At 31.6% G+C, this 21,812-nt stretch carries 17 protein-coding genes; 15 read left to right on the top strand and 2 right to left on the bottom strand.

Annotated elements, in window-relative coordinates:
• Positions 1-74 precede the first annotated feature (74 nt).
• The 5 genes from ACX0KU_RS03120 (at position 75) to ACX0KU_RS03100 (ending at position 10,249) form a co-directional block, all read left to right on the top strand.
• A complete protein-coding gene (locus ACX0KU_RS03120; protein WP_472991454.1) occupies positions 75-7,586 on the top strand; it encodes a DNRLRE domain-containing protein in 7,512 nt (2,503 codons plus the stop codon).
• 17 nt (positions 7,587-7,603) lie between these two features.
• Entirely contained in the window at positions 7,604-7,948 is a 345-nt protein-coding gene (imm40, locus tag ACX0KU_RS03115; protein ID WP_472991453.1) for an Imm40 family immunity protein, read from the top strand.
• Positions 7,949-8,288: 340 nt separating this feature from the next.
• Positions 8,289-8,576, top strand: a complete 288-nt coding sequence (locus tag ACX0KU_RS03110) for a hypothetical protein (RefSeq protein ID WP_472991452.1) — start codon at positions 8,289-8,291, stop codon at positions 8,574-8,576.
• A 155-nt stretch (positions 8,577-8,731) separates the two neighbouring features.
• The gene (locus ACX0KU_RS03105; RefSeq protein ID WP_472992397.1) at positions 8,732-9,847 is read left to right on the top strand and encodes an RHS repeat domain-containing protein; all 1,116 of its coding nucleotides are present in this window, start codon (positions 8,732-8,734) and stop codon (positions 9,845-9,847) included.
• A 12-nt stretch (positions 9,848-9,859) separates the two neighbouring features.
• Positions 9,860-10,249, top strand: a complete 390-nt coding sequence (locus tag ACX0KU_RS03100) for a hypothetical protein (RefSeq protein WP_472991451.1) — start codon at positions 9,860-9,862, stop codon at positions 10,247-10,249.
• A gap of 305 nt (positions 10,250-10,554) precedes the next feature.
• On the opposite strand, the gene ACX0KU_RS03095 is transcribed toward ACX0KU_RS03100, so the two are convergent.
• Positions 10,555-11,772 carry a transposase gene (locus tag ACX0KU_RS03095; RefSeq protein ID WP_472989904.1) on the bottom strand — a complete coding sequence of 406 codons (1,218 nt, stop codon included), beginning with the start codon at positions 11,770-11,772 and terminating at the stop codon, positions 10,555-10,557.
• An 836-nt stretch (positions 11,773-12,608) separates the two neighbouring features.
• On the opposite strand from ACX0KU_RS03095, the gene ACX0KU_RS03090 reads away from it, so the two are divergent.
• The 10 genes from ACX0KU_RS03090 to ACX0KU_RS03045 all read left to right on the top strand — a co-directional run bounded on the left by ACX0KU_RS03090 (position 12,609) and on the right by ACX0KU_RS03045 (position 20,085).
• Positions 12,609-13,511: a putative toxin gene (locus ACX0KU_RS03090; RefSeq protein WP_472991450.1), complete on the top strand. Its 903-nt coding sequence runs from the start codon at positions 12,609-12,611 to the stop codon at positions 13,509-13,511.
• 4 nt (positions 13,512-13,515) lie between these two features.
• Positions 13,516-14,103, top strand: coding sequence for a HEAT repeat domain-containing protein (locus tag ACX0KU_RS03085; RefSeq protein ID WP_472991449.1), 588 nt, complete (start codon positions 13,516-13,518; stop codon positions 14,101-14,103).
• Positions 14,104-14,468: 365 nt separating this feature from the next.
• Positions 14,469-15,176 (top strand): RHS repeat-associated core domain-containing protein, encoded by a 708-nt coding sequence (locus ACX0KU_RS03080; protein ID WP_472991448.1) that lies wholly within the window; start codon positions 14,469-14,471, stop codon positions 15,174-15,176.
• Between the two features lie 44 nt (positions 15,177-15,220).
• Positions 15,221-15,667, top strand: coding sequence for a hypothetical protein (locus ACX0KU_RS03075; protein ID WP_472991447.1), 447 nt, complete (start codon positions 15,221-15,223; stop codon positions 15,665-15,667).
• 553 nt (positions 15,668-16,220) lie between these two features.
• Positions 16,221-16,511, top strand: a complete 291-nt coding sequence (locus ACX0KU_RS03070) for a hypothetical protein (protein ID WP_472991446.1) — start codon at positions 16,221-16,223, stop codon at positions 16,509-16,511.
• A 218-nt stretch (positions 16,512-16,729) separates the two neighbouring features.
• A complete protein-coding gene (locus tag ACX0KU_RS03065; protein WP_472991445.1) occupies positions 16,730-17,569 on the top strand; it encodes an RHS repeat-associated core domain-containing protein in 840 nt (279 codons plus the stop codon).
• Positions 17,570-17,575: 6 nt separating this feature from the next.
• The gene (locus ACX0KU_RS03060; protein ID WP_472991444.1) at positions 17,576-17,866 is read left to right on the top strand and encodes an immunity 53 family protein; all 291 of its coding nucleotides are present in this window, start codon (positions 17,576-17,578) and stop codon (positions 17,864-17,866) included.
• 358 nt (positions 17,867-18,224) lie between these two features.
• The gene (locus ACX0KU_RS03055) at positions 18,225-18,875 is read left to right on the top strand and encodes a hypothetical protein (RefSeq protein ID WP_472991443.1); all 651 of its coding nucleotides are present in this window, start codon (positions 18,225-18,227) and stop codon (positions 18,873-18,875) included.
• 104 nt (positions 18,876-18,979) lie between these two features.
• The gene (locus tag ACX0KU_RS03050) at positions 18,980-19,327 is read left to right on the top strand and encodes a hypothetical protein (RefSeq protein ID WP_472991442.1); all 348 of its coding nucleotides are present in this window, start codon (positions 18,980-18,982) and stop codon (positions 19,325-19,327) included.
• Positions 19,328-19,392: 65 nt separating this feature from the next.
• The gene (locus ACX0KU_RS03045; protein WP_472991441.1) at positions 19,393-20,085 is read left to right on the top strand and encodes a Fic family protein; all 693 of its coding nucleotides are present in this window, start codon (positions 19,393-19,395) and stop codon (positions 20,083-20,085) included.
• Between the two features lie 77 nt (positions 20,086-20,162).
• Here ACX0KU_RS03045 and ACX0KU_RS03040 read toward each other — a convergent pair whose 3' ends face one another.
• Complete coding sequence (locus ACX0KU_RS03040) at positions 20,163-21,734, bottom strand: FAD-binding oxidoreductase (RefSeq protein ID WP_472991440.1); 1,572 nt, start codon at positions 21,732-21,734, stop codon at positions 20,163-20,165.
• Positions 21,735-21,812 lie beyond the last annotated feature (78 nt).

Here is a 21,812-nt window from a genome sequence, read left to right as displayed (position 1 = left end):
TGAAGTAGGTGTACATTTCATAATACACTTCAATTAATAAATCATTAACATTTAACAAAAGAGGAGGAAATATAGTGAACAGTTACAGGAGATTAATATCTAGGCTACTTATAGCTGTTTTTATTGTTACCGCTTTCCCCACCCAGGTACTTGCGGAAACACTAAATAGTCAAAGTAAACAAGCCTATATAGAACCACAGTTAAATGAAACGGAAGGACAAGCTAGTAACTCAAAGAATCCACCTAAAATACTTAAAGAGGTAAAAGAGAAAAGAGAAGAAAATATAAAACATTTTCTACTAGATGATAATACATATGAAGCGGTGATATATGAGGATCCAGTTCACTACAAAGAAAATGGTAAGTGGCAGGATATAGATAACTCATTAGTTGAAGCTAAGGATAAACAAGGTAATAGTGTCCTTGAAAATAAGAAAAATGACTTTAAGGTTAAAATAGATAAAAAGTCTAATTCAGAAAAACTAGTAAGTATAAACAAAGACAAGTATGAAATATCTTGGAAAGTAAATAAAAGCAATAAAAAATATGGTGAAAGAAAAGATGATAAAAAAAATAAAGAAGAACAAAATAAAACTACGGAAAAACCTAGTAAGAAAGACGTTACATCAGAAGGAGATAGTGAAGAAGTTGCTCCCCATGTTCTAGATGAGGAGCCGAAGGCAGAAGCAGCAGAAAGTACTATAATTGAAGAACACCCTATTGCAGAAGTAGAAGCGCAAGTGGAATCTTCAAATATAGATGTAGAGGAAAATACTACGCTATTTGATTTTACTAAGGATAAAAATAGCGAAGAAGATAAAAAAACATTAAAAAATCTAAACTCAAAGATTAAGTATGAGAATATAGAAGACAAAGTAAACTTAGAGTATAATGTTACATCTAAAAAAGTTAAAGAATCTATAATCTTAAATGAGAAAATAGACAATCCTAACTTCGAATTTATTTTAAAAGCTAAGAATTTAACTGCAAAATTGAATGAAGATAAAAGCATTAGCTTTTATGATAGCCTAGATAATAAGAAGCTCGTATACACTATGGAATCACCTTATATGTACGACAACATAGGAGAGTTAAGTCAAGATATAGAAGTTATATTAGAGGAAAAAGGTAATAATTATATTTTAACTCTTTTACCAAATAAAGAATGGCTAGATAGTGAAAAAAGAGTACACCCTATAACGATAGATCCAACCATAGGAACGCCTCAAGATATAAACAGTATTAAAGACAGCTATGTAGCTGAGGGAGTACCAGATAATAACTATGGTGGAATTGAGTTTTTACAAGTAGGTAAGGGAAGCATTACTGGAACTAATAGGTCTTATATATCTTTTAATTTACCTACTATAAAATCTACAAATATAATTACAAAGGCTTATTTATATTTATGGTTAAATCAAGCAAACTCAACTCCAACACAAATAGATGTTCATAAAGTTAACTCAGCATGGAATTCAAGTACAATAACTTGGAACAATAAACCAGGATTTAATTCTAAGATAGAGGATTATGCTATTGTAAGCGGAGTTGCTGGGGGAGATCCATTTCAATGGGATATAACCTCTATTGCTAAAGAGTGGACATCCACAGGAATAAACAATGGATTAATGCTTAAAAATCATAATGAAGCTACTGGATATAGTCAGTTCATTTCTTCCGATTCCCAAAGTGGGCTTTTAATAGGAAGACCAAAAGCTAGTATAGTTTATACTGATAGTACAGGTCTTGAAGGTTACTGGACGTATCATTCACAAAATGTAGGTAGAGCTGGTACAGGCTATGTTAATGACTATAATGGTAATTTAATATTTGTTCACAATGATCTATCTATGAATGGAAATAGAATGCCTATTTCTTTATCCCATGTATTTAATAGCAATGAAAAAGCTACAAGTATAGGGTATGGTAATGGATGGAGATTAAATTTAAGTCAAAGAGTATTGCCTGAAACAATTGAAGGAATTCAATACTATGCTTATACAGATGAAGATGGAACAAAGCATTATTTAAAATATAATTCTACAGAACAAGTATACAAAGATGAAACAGGCATTGATATTACTATGACTATAAACTCCTCTAGCACAAATGAAAGATATGTAATTAAAGATAAAAAAGATAATAAGCTAATTTTTACAGATGGCGGTTATTTATATAAGATTACAGATAATAATGGTAACTTTTTAAGATTAAGCTACCAAGGAACAGTTCTAAAATCTATAACTGATGGGTCAGGTAGAATAACTAAGTTTGTCATTGCAGATGGTTATCTTCTAAGTATAATTGATCCAAGTAATAGAAGGACAAGCTTCGCCTACAATGGAACAAAATTATCAAGAATAACCTATCCAGATGAAAAGTATAGCACCTATACTTATAATGCAAATAATAATTTAGAGTCTGTTACAAACTTTGATGGTTATAAAATCAGCTATGTATATTATGACGTAGTTCCTTACCGTATAAAACAAATAATAGAGACTAACAAAGATACCTCAGCTGGAGAAGGAATAAATATTAAATATGGATATAATAGTACAACCTATAATGACCATAGAGGAAATAAGGAAATATATCAGTTTAATGATTTTGGAAACACTATAGCCATAAGAGACGACGCAGGAAATGCCCTTTATTATGATTATGGTAAAGATCAATCAACAAAGAATAAGCTCTCTTTTGGGTCAAAACTCCAAAAATCAATAATGAATTACCTAAAGAACCATAATGCAGAAATAGTAGGAAATTGGACAGCAGTAAATGATGGAAATACTAATGGCTCTTCAACTTACGATACTACAATTAAGTATCTAGGAGCACAGTCTTTAAAGACTGTAAAAAGTGATAATTTAAAGAGACGTTTCCATAAGCAACAAGTAACTCTAGAAAAAGGAGAAAAAGAAGGAAGGACTTATACATTATCTGCTTATATAAAGACGGACAATGTATCAAATGATAATAAAAAAGGTGCAGCAGTATTTGTAACCTACCAAGATGAAACTGGAAATATAAAAACTGTATATTCTGACTATGTTTCGGGAACCAATGATTGGGAGAGACAGGAAGTGACATTTACTTTAAAAGGAACAGGAACAGCTACTGTTGAAGTAAATGCAGGTATAGCAGAGGAAAGCGGAGCGGCTTATTTTGATGCCATTCAGTTAGAAGATGGAGCACTGGCTAACCGCTACAATATGCTAGAAAATCCTAACTTTATTCATGGAACAGGTACTCCAGAATTTTGGAGTAAAAATCCTTATACAGATAGCAATGATACTTTGGTGACTTCTTCTGATCCTTCATACCCTATAAAACTAGATAACAGTAAAAAGGTATTTAGAATTAATGGAAGTGCATCACTAAATAAAAATATATATCAAAAAATAAATGGATCAGGTAATGCTGGAGATGTATTTGTTGTATCGGGCTGGGCAAAGGGAGATTCTGTACCTCTTTCTGGAAATAGACACTTTGCACTAGATGTAGGTATAGAAAAACTAGATGGATCCTATGAATGGAAAGTAATCCCTTTCAATGAGGATTCCACGGAGTGGCAGTATGTATCAAAGAAAATAGTTACAGCAGCTGCATATAAGAGTATAACCTTCTATGCCTTATACTATGGAAATGAAAACACAGCATACTTTGATGGACTTCAGCTCTATAAAGAAGAGTTTGGTCAAAGTTATCAGTATGATAGTAAAGGAAACTTAGTATCTACTGAAGATTTAGCGAAGCAAAAATCACAATTTCAGTATTCAGGTAATAATGATCTTATTAAATCAACAAATATAAATGGTGGAGAATTTAACTACAAATATTATGATGATGGAAAGCACAATATAGAGACAGCTACTTCAGCTGAAAATGTAAAATACAGTTTTGAATATGATAAAGGTGGAAATGGAAATGTTACAAAATCAACAATAGGAGACCCAAGTGGAATCACTATACAATCTGTAGCAGAATACACACCAGATGGAAATTATTTAAGTGAAATGGAGGATTCCTCTGGAAATAAGGTAAGTTATAATTATGATACAACTAAAGGAAATTTAGTTAAAACTACTGATGCAAGAGGAAACTCTATATTCTATTCCTATGACTCTATGGATAGATTAACAGAGGTAGAGACTAAAGGACTTGAAGTATTTCCTCTTACAGAAAGTGTAACAGGAACAAAGGGTACAACCCCTTATATAAATGATGCTATTTTTGATGATGACGAAAATGGAAAGTTTGTATTAAGGGCAATAGATAATAAAAGGCTCGTATACTCTCTAGGCCTTGGACTAAATTCAGGTACTATGGCAACTTGGGTAAAACCAGGCACTAGCACTACTTCAAGATATATACTTGACTCTCAAGGAGCTAGTTCCTCAGTTTTAAGTATATATCTAGACACAAATAATAAGCTAAACTTAGCTGTAAGAAATAGTAGTGATAATGGTTGGAATCCAGTTATATCAGGGACAGATAACAATATAGCTGTAGCTACAAATACGTGGAATTATGTAGCTGTTACTTGGAGCAAAAGTGCAGATAATAAACTTACTTTTAATTTATATTTAAATGATAAGGTATATACAAAAACTGGCATAGTTGCAACCACTATAAAAAACTTTGCCGGAGCAACAACTTCTCTAGGTATGCATAATAGTGGAGCTTACTCAGTAAATGGATTAATGGATCAGTTTATATACTCAGGAAGTGCTCTAACAGGAGATGAAATAAGTGATATACGTGATGATGGAAGAGGAAATTATGAAGAAGAAGCATCAAGTATAAAAAACACTTATACCTATAAAGATGATAAGATAAAAACAGTAGAACACAATGGCTTTAGCTACACTTTCAACTACGACGATGTAGGTAATAATAAAGGGGTTAGCATAGGAGGTCAAAACTTAATCACTAATGTATTTGAGGATAGAACAAAACTACTTCAAAGCTCTACCTACGGTAATGGGGCAAGTATATCTTACAGTTATGATAGTGAAGATAGGCTTAGCTCTAAGGTAACTAGTGACGGCAAGAAGTATGAATATTCTTACGATGCCAACGGAAACTTAGGGCATCTTAAAGAAACAGTAGGTGGCACAAGTGTAGATTATAGGTATTTATATGATGCCTCAGACAGACTTGTAAAAGTAAAAGAATCTAATGGCAACGTAATGACCTATAACTATGACAAAGGAAGTAACTTAAGTACTTTCCAAGAAAAAGTAAATGGAAGTGGATATACAACTTCTTACGATTATGATAAAGATAACAGAATAACAGATATATACTACAAAAATCCATTAATGAATAGTGAAGGGACAGAATATTTCCCACTAAACAATAGCACCATAGGTTCAAGAGGAACAAAGCCTTATAGTATAACAGGAGAAAGTTATACAAAGGACACTACAGTAACTGACCCAAATATAAACCAAAAGAGAGTATTTACCACTAACTCAAGTACAAAAGTTCTCTATGACTTAGGAATAAAAAAAGATAAAGGTACTATGGGAGTATGGTTTAAGGCTAATGAAGGTACAGGAAGTAGATATATCCTAGCATCAGAAGGAAAAGATTCTGCATTTATTAGTATGTATCTAGATTCAAATAATAGAATAGTCCTAGCAACAAGAAATAAGAATCTTACTAATAACTGGCATGTTCTAACAACTTCTGAAGAAGCTGTAGCAGTAAACACTTGGAATTATGCAGCCTTTACATGGGCTGTAGTTGGAGACAAACTAGATGCTAAACTGTACCTAAATGGCAATGAGTATTTAATAGATACAAGTAAAGTAGACACAAGTATTTCAAATATTAGGGACTTCACAGGAGCAAAAACAGCACTAGGTGGAACAAACTCAGGAGGCTATCAGCTGAATGGACAGTTAGAAGGACTAAGCACTTACAATAAATCCCTAAGCACTGCAGAAATTAACTCAATATATGCAGCAGGTAGAAATAATAAAGTGAATTTCAAGTATGACAACTTAGGAAGACTAACCCATAGAACAGTAGATACAGGAATAAAAAACTTTGTAACAAAATATAGCTTTGAAGCTGGAAAAGAAGAAAAGATAACTACCACAAGAGTAAGTGAAATGGATAATAATGGCAAAGGGATATCTTACACTTACGACCAAAATGGTAATATAAAAACAATTACTGAAAATGGAAAAGTAATAACTTACCATTATGATGAATTAAATCAGCTTATAAGAGAAGACAATAAGGTTCTAGATAAGTCTATAACTTACTCCTATGATGTTGGCGGAAATATTCTAAGTAAAACAGAATATGCATATACAACAGAAACTTTAGGAGATCCAATATCTACATTAAACTATGGTTATACAGATTCTAACTGGAAGGATAAGCTTACAAGCTACAATGGAAAACCTATAACTTATGATGCAATAGGAAATCCAGAAACCTATGATGACTACACATTCACATGGGAGCAAGGAAGACAACTAGCAGGAATAGACGTCAATGATAAGGATATAGACTTTAAGTATAATGTAGATGGCATAAGAACTGAGAAAAAGGTTAAAATAGGCAACGAAACAGTAACAACAAAGTATCATTTAGCTGGCGACAAAGTAACTTACGAGGAAAGTGGTACTGATAAGATATATTACACCTATGATGATTCAAGTGACCTTGTATCTATGAACCTTAACGGGGTAGAATATTGGTATATAAGGAATGCTCAAGGAGATATAATAGGTTTAATTGACAAAGCGGGAACTCAGGTTGTAAGTTATACCTATGATTCTTGGGGTAAACTTATATCTATAAAAGACGGAAACAATAATGATATAACAAATGATGAAACAAGTGTAGGATATAAGAATCCATATAGATATCGAGGATATAGGTATGATACCGAGACTAGGTTATATTATCTACAAAGCAGGTATTACAACCCTACATGGGGAAGGTTTATTAATGCGGATGCAGCTGTAGGACAAATAGGAAATATCCAAGGGTATAATATGTTCCAGTATTCATTTAATAATCCAATTAATTATGATGATCCGAATGGATATTGGCCGACTTTATCTGAAATTTGGAATAAATCTAAAGCTGCAGTATCGGTTATAGCTTCTATGTTGCCTTATATTGGTGATGCTAAAGATATACAAGAAGTAATAACAGGAAAAGATTATATAACAAATACAAAGTTAAATAAAAAAGAAAGAGTGGCAACAGTAGTATGTGCAGTAATACCATTTGTAGGAGGAAAGATAGGAAGAGAATTTATTCAAAATGCTGATAATGTTTTTAAGGGAGCAGTAAAGTCTAATCCATTAGAAAATATAAAGTTTACAGATAAAGTAAACGCTCAGATGAAGCTTGGTGATTATCATAGTTTTTCAAAGAGTGTTGAAGGATTTGGAGCTAATGGAAAAATAACTAAAATAAAAGGTGGAGATAAAATCGTTAGAACTAAAGTAGAAATACCAGGTACCTATAAGGGAAAGGATGGTATATTTGAGTACATTATTGAGCCAGATGGAGTAACTTGTAACCATAGGTTGTTCAAACCAAATAAATAATAAAGGTGGTGCAAACTATGTCAGATTATAATATTAGATTTTCAAATACTTTACCAAGAGAACTAATTAGGGTTGGATATAACCTCGAACTGATAGGTTTAAATGAAATGGCATGGAAGAAAAATGATGTCATAAAAGTAATTGATTTTTTAACTAGTAAAGGTTATGCAATTCTCGGAGGAGATGTTTATTTAATTAGCGGAGACGGAGTAGAGTCAACTTATGATAGTTGGTATATTAATAAATCAGCGAATCAAAGTTTTCTTGAAGAAACTAGGAAAAGAGCATTTGAATACATTTCTCAATATTCAGAGAATAACGTGGGAGAGTATCTTTATAGCATTGTATTTGAAATAGTTTAGAAAAATTTAATTGTATAGAATATATCCTTGATGGAAGATGTTCTTTAGGCAAGCTCAACTTTGTTTGGCGATGCTCCCAGGAGGTTGTGAACAAAGATTAAACGGAAGTGTAATTAAATTAAGGAGCAATTCTAAGTTATTAGATTTTACTCGACAAATGTAACAATATTATAATATATCTATAATTACAATCTAAAGTTCATAGCAATATGTGTATTATATGTTGCTATGAACTTTTTTTTATTAATTATGAAGGATCTTTTGAAAGGTGATAAAATCACCACCCGTAGGAGTTGCGGTCAGTGCTTATAAAATATGCTTAAAGGGAATTGTTTCGTATATGAAAACTTTCAAATCAATATGGAAGTTTCATATAAATTTTATAGTAGGAAAAATAGCCGTAGGCGGAACAGTAAATTTCACCACAAAATACAGCTTTGAAGCTGGTGGAAATGTAACACAAAAGCTAGACATCATATATGGAACCACAGACAGAATATACACTAACTATAAATATGAAGACTCTAATTGGAAAGATAAGCTTACAGAGTACAATGGAAAACCTATAACTTATGATGCAATAGGAAATCCAAAAACTTATGATGGTTACACATACACTTGGGAGTAAGGAAGACATAAGCAGAGAACCCAAATCTCAAGCAGACATTCCAAATTTATAATTTGGTGATGGTCGCTTACACAGAGTGCTGATTTGGTGTGAATCGCTTAGCTCTGAAATGAAAGTTTCAGAGCTTCCTTAAATTTACTGGCAACGGAAAAAATATAAGCTTCAAGTATAATGTAGATGGCATAAGAACTGAGAAAAAGGTTAAAATAGGCAACGAAACAGTAACAACAAAGTATCATTTAGCTGGCGACAAAGTAATTTACGAGGAAAGTGGTACTGATAAGATATATTATACCTATGATGCTTCAAGTGACCTTGTATCTATGAACCTTAATGGGGTAGAATATTGGTATATAAGGAATGCTCAAGGGGATATAATAGGACTACACGATAAAGATGGTGTGCAGGTTGTAAGCTATGTTTATGATAGTTGGGGTAAATTAGTATCTATAACTGGTACTATGAAAGACAGTGTAGGAGTTAAGAATCCTTATAGATATCGTGGATATAGGTATGATAATGAAACACAGCTGTACTACTTAAATTCACGTTATTATAACGCTGAATGGGGCAGATTTATCAATGCTGATGCAGTAGGTGGAAAGATAGGTACTCTTCTGTCACATAATGTATTTGCATATTGTTTTAATAATCCAATTAATATGGAAGACCCTAGTGGATATTGGCCAACTTTAGGACAGATTTTTAAAGCTGCTGCTATTGTAGCTGTTACTGCAGTTACTGTTGCGGTTGTTGTTGCAGCTGCACCAGTTGTAGCGGGCATGGCTGGTGTAGCTGCTGGAATGTATATTGGTGCAGGTGCGATGACTGCAGCGTCTACTATTGCAACTGTAGGATGTGCTGCAGTCGCCACGGGTGTAGCGGCATGTGGTATTAATAGAGCAAGTGAAGCAGTAAGTGGAAAAAACTATGGGGCTAAATTACTTGGAAAGAAAAATTATGATAATTTTGAAGCTACTGTAAATCTAGCAGCAACGGTCATAGGAAGTTCGCTAGAATATGGTTCTTATCCGTCAACAGCTAAGAAAAGTCCTCAAAATTTAAATGAACAAATAGCACTAAAAGCAGCGAAAATGGCACCAAGTTCAGGAAATATGTTGAATAAAATCAAGATGAATGATAGTAGGATGCCGTATTGGATGGGATGGCAAAAATATAGTATGAAATTTGATAATCCAAGTGGTAATATAGACGTTCACTATGTTGGACATAAATTTATTCCTATATTTTTTGATTTCAAAATAAAGTAGGTGGTAAGTAAAATGAAAGTATCATGTATCGACAAAAATAAATTAGAAAAAACTCATGCTCATTTTGGAGTTGAACTTGGAGATAATATTTTTGAAGTATATTCAATAGGAAGATTTAAAACTGAAAAATGTTATTTGCTTAAAATTGGTAGAGGACATTTGGATTGGTATAGAATAGAGTTATTTCATATTATAGATAATTCTATTCCATGTTATTGGATAAATAAAAAATTTGGATTGTTTTCAACGTTGAAAAATAAAAAATATGACTTCAGTATTGTATTGAAAGAATATTGGGGTCCAGAGGAGTTTATAAATAATGAAAATTTTCTTTTCGACATATTTGAAGACTTTGAAAAAGCAGATAATTTTGCCTATGAAGTAATTAAAAAATATCAATAGCAAGAAGTTGACTTGAAGTCATCACCTTGCATCTTAGAGGAAAATCTTCAAGGAACAGTGCTAAAGTACCAGATCTCAATGGAGAAAAGTAAAGAGTATTTTAATATATCTATAAGTACAATTTAAAGTTCATGGCAATATGTGTATCATATTTTGCTATGAACTTTATTTTTATTAACTGAGCAAATTGCACAATTAGATTTTAAATACTCATAAAAATAAATTACTAAAAACACTAAAAAAGATAATAGCAAAGCTAAGCACTACCGTGCCTGTGGATAACCTATTAATTTTTGAAAATTATTTTACGCTACTTTCTTTAAGCCGTCAGGCTGATTAATTGCAATAGTAGCTGCTACTAATGTAATACAATTTAATAAAGCAAATATTTTAGCCTTACGGATTCCTTTGGAACGGATATTATCAGTGCTCAGATATTCCTTTAAGCGAGAGTTACATCTTTCAATAGAGCTTCTTTTATTGTAAACATCTTGCCATTTTTTTGAATCTCTTAAAGGATAGCTATAAAATCTGTTCTCTTTTTTATAATTTACTTTATAGCATAGACCATAATTAGAATTACTACACCATTTCATCCCGGAGGGACAGTTTACTTTATCAGTTGCATGAGGACATCTAAACTTTAAATAGTTTCCATCCTTTCCCCAATACGCTAATGGATATCCAAGAGAGCATATTGGATGAAAGTTCTCATTCATTCCTTCTGGTGGGGCATATGCTCCTCTAGTATTCAATGCTATTATAGGTTGAGCTTTAATAATATGAGTGATGTAATCATAGACTTTTTTATAGTCATAGCCTGAATCCATAATGTAATTCACTGGTTTAAATGTCGGACCATAGGTGTTTTTAAATTTAGCTATTATCGGTAAAGCTATATCTCCATCATTATAACTAGCAGGACTTAGTAATATGCTTAATGGCAATTCACTTTTGCAGTCAGCAAGTATGTGTAATTTAAATCCAAACCACTTTATTTTATTGCCATCTGTATCATTTTTAGCTCCCCAGTTAGGAGAAACTCCATCATTTTTAAGCTTAGATGATGGTTTAGATTTTTCATAAGCATTTAACTTAGTAGAATCTATAGCAACATTTTTACCATCAATAATGTTTAATTCTTTTGCTTTAAATATAAGAGCTTCAAAATCTCTTTCAAGCTCATTAGTGCTAGATATTTTATCTAAAAATCTACTAAATGTTGAGGCAGAAGGTACAGTATCCAAAATGTTAATACCGCAGGTATATCTGAAAACAGGATCTGTTTTAAGTCTATCGACTAGTTTTTTCACTGTTTTAATTTGCTCTAACTGCATTGCAATTAATGAATATAACAAAGTTAAAGGATTCCGCCCTTTCGGGCCGCGCATAGCGCTTTTAGGAGATAAAAAATTCAAGATATTAGTAAAATCTAATTGAGCAAGAATCAACTCTAATTTTGTTTTTGGTTGATATTTTATAATTTCCTCAAAGGATAATAGACATTGTTGTTGAATATACATAAGTGAGGTTCACTCCTTTTGTTGGTGATTTTGCTTGCACTTAATATATTCAACAATTTGGGGTGAATCTCCTTTTTGATTTATAAAAAAATTAGTTATATCAACTATTTAAAAATATGAAATTTGCTCAACTATGAATGGCATTTTGAAAGGTGATAAAATCACCACCCGTAGGAGTTGTGGTAAGTGCTTATAAAATATGATTAGAAACAACTGTGTCATATATGAAAACTTTCAGAGCAATATATAAGTTTCATATAAACTTTTTATAGTAGAAAAAACAGCCGTAGGCGAATCGGTTAATTTCACAACAAAATACAGCTTTGAAGCTGGAGCTGCTGCAAACACTACAACAACAAGGGTAAAAGAAATAAATAATAGCGGAAAGAAGATAGTCTACATTTATGACCCTATTGGAAAGATAAGCTTACGGAGTACAATGGAAAACCTATAACTTATGATGCAATAGGAAATCCAAAAACTTATGATAACTACACATATACTTGGGAAGAAGGAAGACATAAGCAGAGAACCCAAATCTTAAGTATATTGCTCAAATCTTTGATTTGATACAAGTCACTTACACAGAGTGCTGATTTGGTGTGAATCGCTTAGCTCTGAAATGAAAATTTCAGAGCTTACTTAAATTTACTGGCAACGGCAAGAATATAAGATTCAAGTATAATGTAGATGGCATAAGAACTGAGAAAAAGGTTACAATAGGCAACGAAACAGTAACAACAAAGTATCGTCTTGTAGGAGATAAGGTAACATTTGAAGATAATGGTACTGATAAGATATATTATACCTATGATGCTTCAAGTGACCTTGTATCTATGAATATTAATGGTGTAGAATATTGGTATATAAGGAATGCTCAAAATGACATTATTGGATTACTTGATAAGAATGGAGCTATAATTTCATATTATACCTATGATTCTTGGGGGAAGCTTATATCCATAAAAGATGGTAGTGGTACAGACATAACAAATAATACGGCAAGTGTAGGATATAAGAATCCGTATAGATATCGAGGCTATAGGTATGATACAGAGACTAAGTTGTACTATCTGAATTCAAGATATTATAACCCTGAATTTTGTCGCATGTTGAATGCGGATTCATTAGGTGGAGAAGTAGGAAAACTTTTAACTCATAATGTATTCTCATACTGTCTTAATAATCCTGTAAACATGGAAGATCCAACAGGAAATATTGCTTGGTGGATTATAGGAGCAGGAGTTGGAGCTGTAGCAGGAGCAGTAATTACAGGAGTAAATACAGGATGGAATTGGAAATATATGCTGGCTGGTGCAGCAGCAGGGGCATTGGTAGGTGCAGGGCTAGGATATGCATCTGAAGCTATAGTAGGAAATATGGCTACAGCTGGAACGGCTGCAACAACAGCTACTCAAAAGATGGAAAATGCAAGAAAATTAGGGCAACAAGGAGAAAAGGCTGCTAAAATAATAAAAAACACTGAACGAATAAAGTCTTTAACTAATACTGCAAAGTACAGGATACCAGACGCTTTAGATAAATCAAAGAAAGTATTAACAGAAATTAAAAATGTAAAATCTCAAGGGTTAACTAGCCAACTCAAAGATTTCAGTCTTTGGGCAGATGAAAAAGGTTACGATTTTATTTTGAAAACACGTCCAGATACAAAAATATCAGGGCCTCTTCAACAATATATTGATAGTGGCAAGATAATTCATATGTTTATAGGAGATTAGTTCAATGAGGATAGAAATGGATAAAGATGAAATGCTAATGAAACAATTAATTGAAGAAGCTAATAATATGGGCTTTTATGTAGAAGATTTTAATGAATTGAATGCAATGAAAAGAAAAATTAAGAACTTTATTCCAATATTGATAAAATATTTATATGTGTTTGAAAAAGAGAATTTCAAAGAGGCTATCGTAGGAATGCTTGGTGTCAAAGGATTCTATGAAGCTACAGAAACTTTGATATTATTATATTATAGTAATAATATAACAATAGATAAATGGGCTGTAGGAGATGCTTTATATTCAATTCAAGACAAAAGATTCGAAGAAAAATATATTAAAATGGTAAAGGATAAGGCTAATGGAACATCTAGACAAATGATTGTTATATTATTAGGCAAACTAAGATGTGAAAAAGCTATACCAACGCTTATTAATTTACTACAGGATGATGATGTAGTAGGTCATGCTATTATGGCTTTAGGGTATTTTAAGAAGGATGAATTAATAAAGTATATTGAGCCATTTTTACATCATGATAAAAGATGGATTAGAAAAGAAGCAGAAAAGGCAATTAAAAAAATAAAGAGTTAGTAAGTGAATTTGGGTATTGATATTAAGAGAAAAATAAAAAGCAAAACAGTTACCTATTACCGCCTTTGCAAAAACAAGGGCGGTTTTCATATAATAAAAGGGTTTGGGATTCCCAAATTTCATGTATTTGGCTATACATATAGGAATCTTGCCGTAGAATAAAATTTAAGTTCTCATCAAATGCTTTTGAACTTGGCAAGACAAATATTTTTGATTTGTTCTAAGCTATATTTAAAGTTTTTTAGAAGTGTTTTTAAGAATTTTGTAAAATTTGTAACTTTTTACGACTTCCACCTTACTGGAGTGTTCAGATTGTAAGCTATGTTTATGATAGTTGGGGTAAGTTAGTATCTATAACTGGTACTATGAAAGATAGTTTAGGAGTTAAGAATCCTTATAGATATAGAGGATATAGATATGATACCGAGACTGGGTTGTATTATTTACAAAGTAGATATTATAATCCGGAGTGGGGAAGGTTTATAAATGGAGATTCAGTATTAGGAGCTACTGGACAATTACTGACACATAATATGTTTACCTACTCTTTGAATAATCCAGTAAATATGTATGATTCTGATGGGAGATTTGCTATAACGCTTGCATTTGTAGCTGTAAAAGCAATTTTTGTTATTGCGGCAGCTTTAACAACTGTATATGCTTACCATACAGTTGTTAAGCCGTTAGTTTCGAAATCAACCACTACATTGCCAATGCCAACTTTTAAAACGAAGTCAAAAACACAAGTAAAAACAAAAACCAAAACCAAAATAGTTGCTATACCTATCACTAAGACGGAAAAAAAGAAGAGTGATTATTTTGTAGCCGTAAGAAAAAAAGGGGGAGGAATAGACATTAGAGAGCCCTTAAACCTTAATCAGGCTCAAGAGAGGGTGTTATCCGGTGGAGATGTTTATGCTGTGTCACAGTTACATGCTGTTTTTTTAGCAGGCACGTTAGGTGGTATGGATGGAAGTCCTGATAAGCCTGATATACACGATTGGCATCCCGAAAATAAGTACCACTATCATTTGAAAGGTCGCGTAGGTGGACATATTTTCTTTGATAAATAAACAAATACACTTTATTTATTAAAATTTAAAAGGAGATGAGAAATATGTGGATTTTTTCAACTGAGCCAAAAGATCAGGCATATGAAGAATTAGTTGATTTAGCTACAAAGATATGTAATGAATTTATTCTAGTAAGACGGAAAGAAGGTAATTTAAGTAAAAGTTCAGAGAGCTTGTTAAAAGAGTTAAGTAATTTTTTAGTAGAAGAAAGAAAGCAACAAAGTTGGCCGGGAACTAGGACTGATGGATATGCTATAGTGTATTACTTTAAACTAAATGGCATAACAAAGGAAATAATAAAAAAGTATGCAAAAGGGCTATACTCATGGATAGAACCCATGCTCTTAGAAGATTTATGCTTTTTAAAAGACGATAGGAATCCCTGGATTATAAATATTGCTCATGAACAATTTAGTTATATTGAAAATAATACTGATGATGAGATTAACAAGTTAAGGTATATAAAAGGAATACAGTTGGAAGAAATATAGAGATGTATTTTAGAGGATTTTTGCGTTAGGAAGGAGTAGATTATAAAGTTTAACTTTATATTATGATGCCCCTCGGAGATTGTGAACAAAAAGTCAAAGGAAATATAATGAAATTAAGTATTGATGCCAAGGTATCACAGTTTACTCTAGAAACGTACAAATTAGATTGTGTATATAAGTAAAATTTAAGGTTCATATCAATATGTGTTTATATGTTGCTATGAACCTTTTTTCTATCAACCATGTATGACCTTTTGAAGGCTGATAAAATCACCATCCGTAGGAGTTTGGGTTAGGGCTTATAAAATTTTATTAGAAATAATCATGTCATTATGAAAACTTTCAGAGCAATATATAAATTGAATATAACTTTTCTATAGTAGAAAAAACAGCCGTAGGCGAATCAGTTAATTTCACAACAAAATACAGCTTTGAAGCTAGAACTGATGCAAACACTACAACAGCAAAGGTAAAAGAAATAGATAATAACTCAAAGAAAATAGCCTACACTTGTGATCCTAATGGAAAGCAAATAATATACTACTACGATGCATTGAATCAGCTAATACAAGAAGACAATGAAGTTCTTAATAAAACAGTAATCTATAGTTATGCTGCTGGTGGAAATCTAACACAAAAGCTAGACATCATATATGGAACTCAAGACAGAATATACACTAATTATAAATATGAAGACTCTAATTGGAAAGATAAACTTACAGAGTATAATGGAAAACCTATAACTTATGATTCAATAGGAAATCCAAAAACTTATGATAACTACACATACACTTGGGAAGAAGGAAGACATAAGCAGAGAACCCAAATATATGATTTGGCGTGAATCGCTTAGCTCTGGAATGAAAATTTCAGAGCTTCCTTAAATTTGCTGGTAATGGCAAAAATATAAGCTTCAAGTATAATGTAGATGGAATAAGAACTGAAAAGAAAGTAGATGGAGTAACAACAAAATATCGTCTTGTAGGTGACAAGGTAACCTTTGAAGATAATGGTACTGATAAGATATATTACACTTATGATGCTTCAAGTGACCTTGTATCTATGAACCTTAATGGGGTAGAATATTGGTATATAAGGAATGCTCAAGGAGATATAATAGGACTACATGATAAAGATGGTGTGCAGGTTGTAAGCTATGTTTATGATAGTTGGGGTAAATTAGTATCTATAAATGGTACGATGAAAGACAGTGTAGGAGTTAAAAATCCTTATAGATATAGAGGATATAGGTATGATACCGAGACTGAGTTGTATTATTTGCAGAGTAGATATTATAATTCGGAGTGGGGAAGATTTATTAATGCGGATGGAATAGTTGGTGTGCCTGGCGAAGTACTAACTACAAATATGTTTACCTACTCTTTGAATAATCCAGTAAATATGTATGATTCTGATGGGAGATTTGCTATAACTCTTGCATTTATAGCTGTAAAAGCAATTTTTGTTATTGCGGCAGCTTTAACAACTGTATATGCTTACCATACAGTTGTTAAGCCATTAGTTTCAAGTGTTAGTAACAAAATAAACTATGTTGAGAGTACAGCTGATGGAAAAAAGCAAACAGCTAGTCCTCAACAAAAACAAACAAAACCATCTACACGCGGTAGGTCAAAAAATAAACTTGTGCCAGATACAAATGCACAAGGGGATCATACTACATTTAAACAAGATTCTAAAACGGGAGAAATAACGAATTATGAGACTTGGACTGTAAATGAAAAGAATCCAACTGGGGTTGATAGTCAGAAAAGATATGATGGAATAGGAGAACCACATTTTAACAAGGTAACAAAAGAAAGACTACTTCCACATGTACATGATAAAACAGTACCTGGTGACGTTAGAGCACCAATACCTTGGGAAATACCACTAAAGAGGTGATAATATTTGAATATACTAAAATGGATACAAAACTGGTATTTACAAAATTGTGATGAAGATTGGGAACATTGCTATGGAGTTAATATATCAACATTAGATAATCCTGGGTGGATGGTAGATATAGATTTAACTAATACTAGTTTGGAAAACAAAGAATTTAGAATAGTAGATATTGAACGAAGTGAGCTTGATTGGATGTATTGTAATGTTAGTAATAATACATTTCATGGGAATGGTGGTCCGAGCAACCTGGAAGAGATACTTACTATTTTTCAAAGATGGGTGGAAGAAATATAAAAAGCTATAATTGTACTAGCACCTCGGAGAAAGAGTTTTTAGAACAGTGTTAAAGTACCAGATCTTAATTGAGAAAAGTAAAGAGTAGTATAATATACCTATAAGTAAAATCTAAAGTTTATAGCAATATGTATATCATATGTTGCTATGAACTTTCTTTTTATTGATTATGAATAACTACTTGAAAGGTGATAAAATCCCACCCATAGGATGTTGAGGTAAAACTAAAAGTCATTTATTAAGCATAAAAATATGTTCTTTCTATAAATTAGATATAAAAAATTGAAGAAAAGTGAAACTTTTTTTGAACTTTTTTATCTAATATCTGAAAACAATATTTTTAAAAGAGGGATTAATAATGAATGAAAAGGCTTTAAAAATCTTAGCTATTATATCAACTTGTTTGATAGCTATATTATTTACTAACTTGGTTTATGAAAATGAAGCAAATGAAAATATTAACTCTAAAGTATGTACATTATCGGAATTAGAGCAATCTGATAATGTAGTAGTGGAAGGATATTCTGTTAAGGATTATTACAACTTAATGATTAAAGAAAATAATATAAAATCTGTTAACTATTTAAAAAATAAGTATTTTAACAATTTTACCACGTCAGAAATATCTGCGTTAGCATCAACATATATCAAAGTGATAAAATGGAGAGATACTAAAGGACCTCTCTTTGATCTAGTTTCAGGTATGGCATTAGAAGTTCAACTTTATCCTAATCTTAACGAAGAAATAGCAGGATATGTACAGGGTACTGCATTTTGTAAGGTGGATAATATTTCAAGGGTGAAGTTTGTTAAGGATTTCGACCCAATAGTTACTATACCAAATAGAAATAATGCTTATTTTATTATAAATGGTTCATTAGTAGGAGAATTAGATATACAACTTCAAGAAGCATATGAATCACAAGGATTTAAAATTGGTAGTGAATCTACTTCAAGGATTTATGTTTCAAAAGATAAAACAATTAACCATTCATATTATCGTTATTAAGAAAATATTAAAAAGAATATATTAAATAAAAAACATCTTCATTTTGAGCTTATTTGAATGATAAGTTGTTGTATGTTTAATATATCAGATTAGGAGAATAAGTTATGAAAAAAAATGTTATGTTATCCTTAACGGGATATAGTATTACTATGTTAGGTGTAATATCTACATATAATGAGATGCTGTTTGTTAGTATTATAAATCTAGTATTAATATTATTATTAGTGGTACTCAATATAATAAAAAAATACAAATTAACTCAAGAAGATATATATCTAAGTAATATGTTTGTTAGTGTTATAATGCTTATTTCTATTATTCAATTAAAACCATATTATTCTATACTTTGGAGTAAATTTGGATATCACTTTAATTGGTATGAGTTAGTATTAATATTAATTGGAGGTATTTTAAGTTTTATTTCTAATGTATTACTATTAAAAGATAAATAATATATGGATTGTATAATAATCTATTATAGGTATAATAAAAAGTAATTTTAATGGGGAGGTCTATTATGTTATTTAATAGAAATAGATCTTATGAGGATATACTTCCGGCATTAGATATTAAAAGGTTAGTAATGTTGGTTAAAAAATTATTGCCAGATGTTGTGTTTAATATGGCTAGTTTAGAAGGAAATCCATTTACTTATCCTGAAGTACAAACTTTACTTGATGGAATTACTATAGGTGGGCATAAAGTAAGTGATGAACAACAAATTTTTAGTGTTAGAAATGCTTGGAATTATTTATTTGATAAGGTTATACAAAATAATGTATCAATCGATATTAGTATTTTCAATAAATTTAATGATATAGTTGCTAAAGATGAAGCCTTAATTAGTGGTACATTTAGGACTGGTCAAGTTAGAGTAGCTGGTACTGAATTTATTCCTCCAAGAGCTGAAGAATTAGAAATGATTTTTATAAGTGAATTGCCTAAATTAATAGAAAGATGTAAAAGTAAAACAGAGTTGGCTTTTGAGATATTTTTATGGGGAGCTTTAAATAAATTTTATTATGATGGAAATAAAAGAACTTCTAGACTGGTATCCAATATGATTTTAATATCAAATGGTCAAGGAATATTCAATATAAAAGTAAAGGATAGATTGCAGTTCAACACTTTAATGGTTGAATTCTACAATACAAGAGAAGCTGATAGTATATTTGAGTTTTTATATAATAGTTGCTTAGAAAGATATTAATCATTAGGAAAGAGAGTATAACTAGTTTTGTGTAAATTAAAACCTAGTTATACTCTCCTTAATTATAAAGATTTCATCTATTCCTCAAAAAGATTCCCTTTATTTAGTCTATTTTCAGGATCGAAAATATTTTTTAAAGTCTTCATCTCTTCTATGCCGTTTTCTCCTAGCATTTTACTTAGTAAATGAGTTTTCATTTTACCAATACCATGTTCAGCAGAAACTGATCCACCCATGGAGATAACTTTTTCTGCCCAAAAGTTATAGAGTTCCTTGCCTTTAGCGTAATCTTCCATATCCCTTGGAAGTATATTTACATGAACATGGTTATTTCCTATATGTCCAAAGATTACAGATTCTAGATTAGATTTCTCTAAGCTTTCATTATATATATTCATTATCTCCTCAAGATTTTGGTCTGGAACTGCCATATCAGTTCCTAGCTTTGTAAGTTCAGGATAAGTTCTTCTACGATCATCTATAAGAAGATTTACAGCCTCGGGAACTGCATGTCTAAAAAAGTGAAGCTGTTCTTTAGCTTGATGGTTTGTAGCAAGCCAGATATCATCTTCATTTCCTCCACATTCTTCTATTAATTCACCAGCTTTCATAATCATATCTAAAACCTCGTCCTCATCTTTACCCTGATATTCAATATAAACAGCAGTATGAAAGTGAGAAGGTAGATCTAAAAGTTTACTAAAAGCAGGAATAGTCTCTTTTCCTTTTCTAAGTAAGTTTAAAGCATTACTATTGAAAAACTCTACAGCTGTTGGAGTAGATTCTTCTCTAACTTTTCTAACAAATTTTAAAGCCTTTTCTTCATTGCTAAAGAAAACAGTTAAAGCATAAGTTACAGCAGGAGATTTTATTAATTTTAATTCCACTTCAGTAATAATACCTAAGGTTCCCTCGGAGCCAATAAATAAATCTATTAGATCCATATCAGGTGAAGTGTAATATCCAGAGGCATTTTTAACACTAGGCATAATATAATTAGGAATATTTCCTTCAATTATATTGCCTGATTCTGTAGTCATAGAAAAATGCCCATCAGTAGCTTTATGTTCCCCTCTTTTAAGAGAGAGGATGTCCCCATTAATCAAAGCAACACGCAAGGATTCAATATGATCTCTTGTAGGGCCATATTTAAAGGAACAAGCACCAGAAGCATTACAGGCTATCATTCCTCCAATAGCTGCAGTGGTTTCAGTAGGGTCTGGAGAGAAAGAGTAGGACTCACTAGCTTTAAAGTCTTTAAGAGCTTCCAAAGAGTCATTATCCCAGCTTTCTTCAGCATCAAACTTTTTATTCTTTAAGGCTTCTTTTATTTGTGTTAGCATAGTACCAGCTTGTACTTTAAGAAAGAAGGTATTAGCATTATTATCATATCGAAGACCTGTTATTTTATCCATTCGGCTTAGGTTTAAAATATGGCCCCCTTGTGGAACAGCACCAGCAGTTATACCAGTACGAGCTCCTTGAGTAGTTACTAGACTTTTATGTGATTTTAGCGTTGTTAATATATCAATAACTTCTTTTTCATTTTTAGGAAAAGATATAGATTCAGCTTCACCAACTTTACGAGATTCATCTCTAAGATAATCTTGGTGTTCTTTTTCAAATATCTTTATAAGAACATTGTCCATTTCCATTCTGCCCCCTTTTTAATATGGTAAATAAAAGTTAAAAATAGTTATAAATAATACTGTATTTTGAAATTAAGT

This window comes from Clostridium sp. X, assembly GCF_055755365.1.
This window is presented reverse-complemented; position numbering and strand designations above follow the sequence as displayed.

What these genes read in the sequence shown, in the direction of transcription:
- imm40 (WP_472991453.1), top strand. Translation starts at nt 7,604, where the DNA reads ATGTCAGATTATAATATTAGATTTTCAAATACTTTACCAAGAGAACTA.
- ACX0KU_RS03110 (WP_472991452.1), top strand. Translation starts at nt 8,289, where the DNA reads ATGAAAACTTTCAAATCAATATGGAAGTTTCATATAAATTTTATAGTA.
- ACX0KU_RS03100 (WP_472991451.1), top strand. Translation starts at nt 9,860, where the DNA reads ATGAAAGTATCATGTATCGACAAAAATAAATTAGAAAAAACTCATGCT.
- ACX0KU_RS03095 (WP_472989904.1), bottom strand. Translation starts at nt 11,772, where the DNA reads ATGTATATTCAACAACAATGTCTATTATCCTTTGAGGAAATTATAAAA.
- ACX0KU_RS03090 (WP_472991450.1), top strand. Translation starts at nt 12,609, where the DNA reads ATGAATATTAATGGTGTAGAATATTGGTATATAAGGAATGCTCAAAAT.
- ACX0KU_RS03085 (WP_472991449.1), top strand. Translation starts at nt 13,516, where the DNA reads ATGAGGATAGAAATGGATAAAGATGAAATGCTAATGAAACAATTAATT.
- ACX0KU_RS03080 (WP_472991448.1), top strand. Translation starts at nt 14,469, where the DNA reads ATGAAAGATAGTTTAGGAGTTAAGAATCCTTATAGATATAGAGGATAT.
- ACX0KU_RS03075 (WP_472991447.1), top strand. Translation starts at nt 15,221, where the DNA reads ATGTGGATTTTTTCAACTGAGCCAAAAGATCAGGCATATGAAGAATTA.
- ACX0KU_RS03065 (WP_472991445.1), top strand. Translation starts at nt 16,730, where the DNA reads ATGAACCTTAATGGGGTAGAATATTGGTATATAAGGAATGCTCAAGGA.
- ACX0KU_RS03055 (WP_472991443.1), top strand. Translation starts at nt 18,225, where the DNA reads ATGAATGAAAAGGCTTTAAAAATCTTAGCTATTATATCAACTTGTTTG.
- ACX0KU_RS03050 (WP_472991442.1), top strand. Translation starts at nt 18,980, where the DNA reads ATGAAAAAAAATGTTATGTTATCCTTAACGGGATATAGTATTACTATG.
- ACX0KU_RS03045 (WP_472991441.1), top strand. Translation starts at nt 19,393, where the DNA reads ATGTTATTTAATAGAAATAGATCTTATGAGGATATACTTCCGGCATTA.
- ACX0KU_RS03040 (WP_472991440.1), bottom strand. Translation starts at nt 21,734, where the DNA reads ATGGACAATGTTCTTATAAAGATATTTGAAAAAGAACACCAAGATTAT.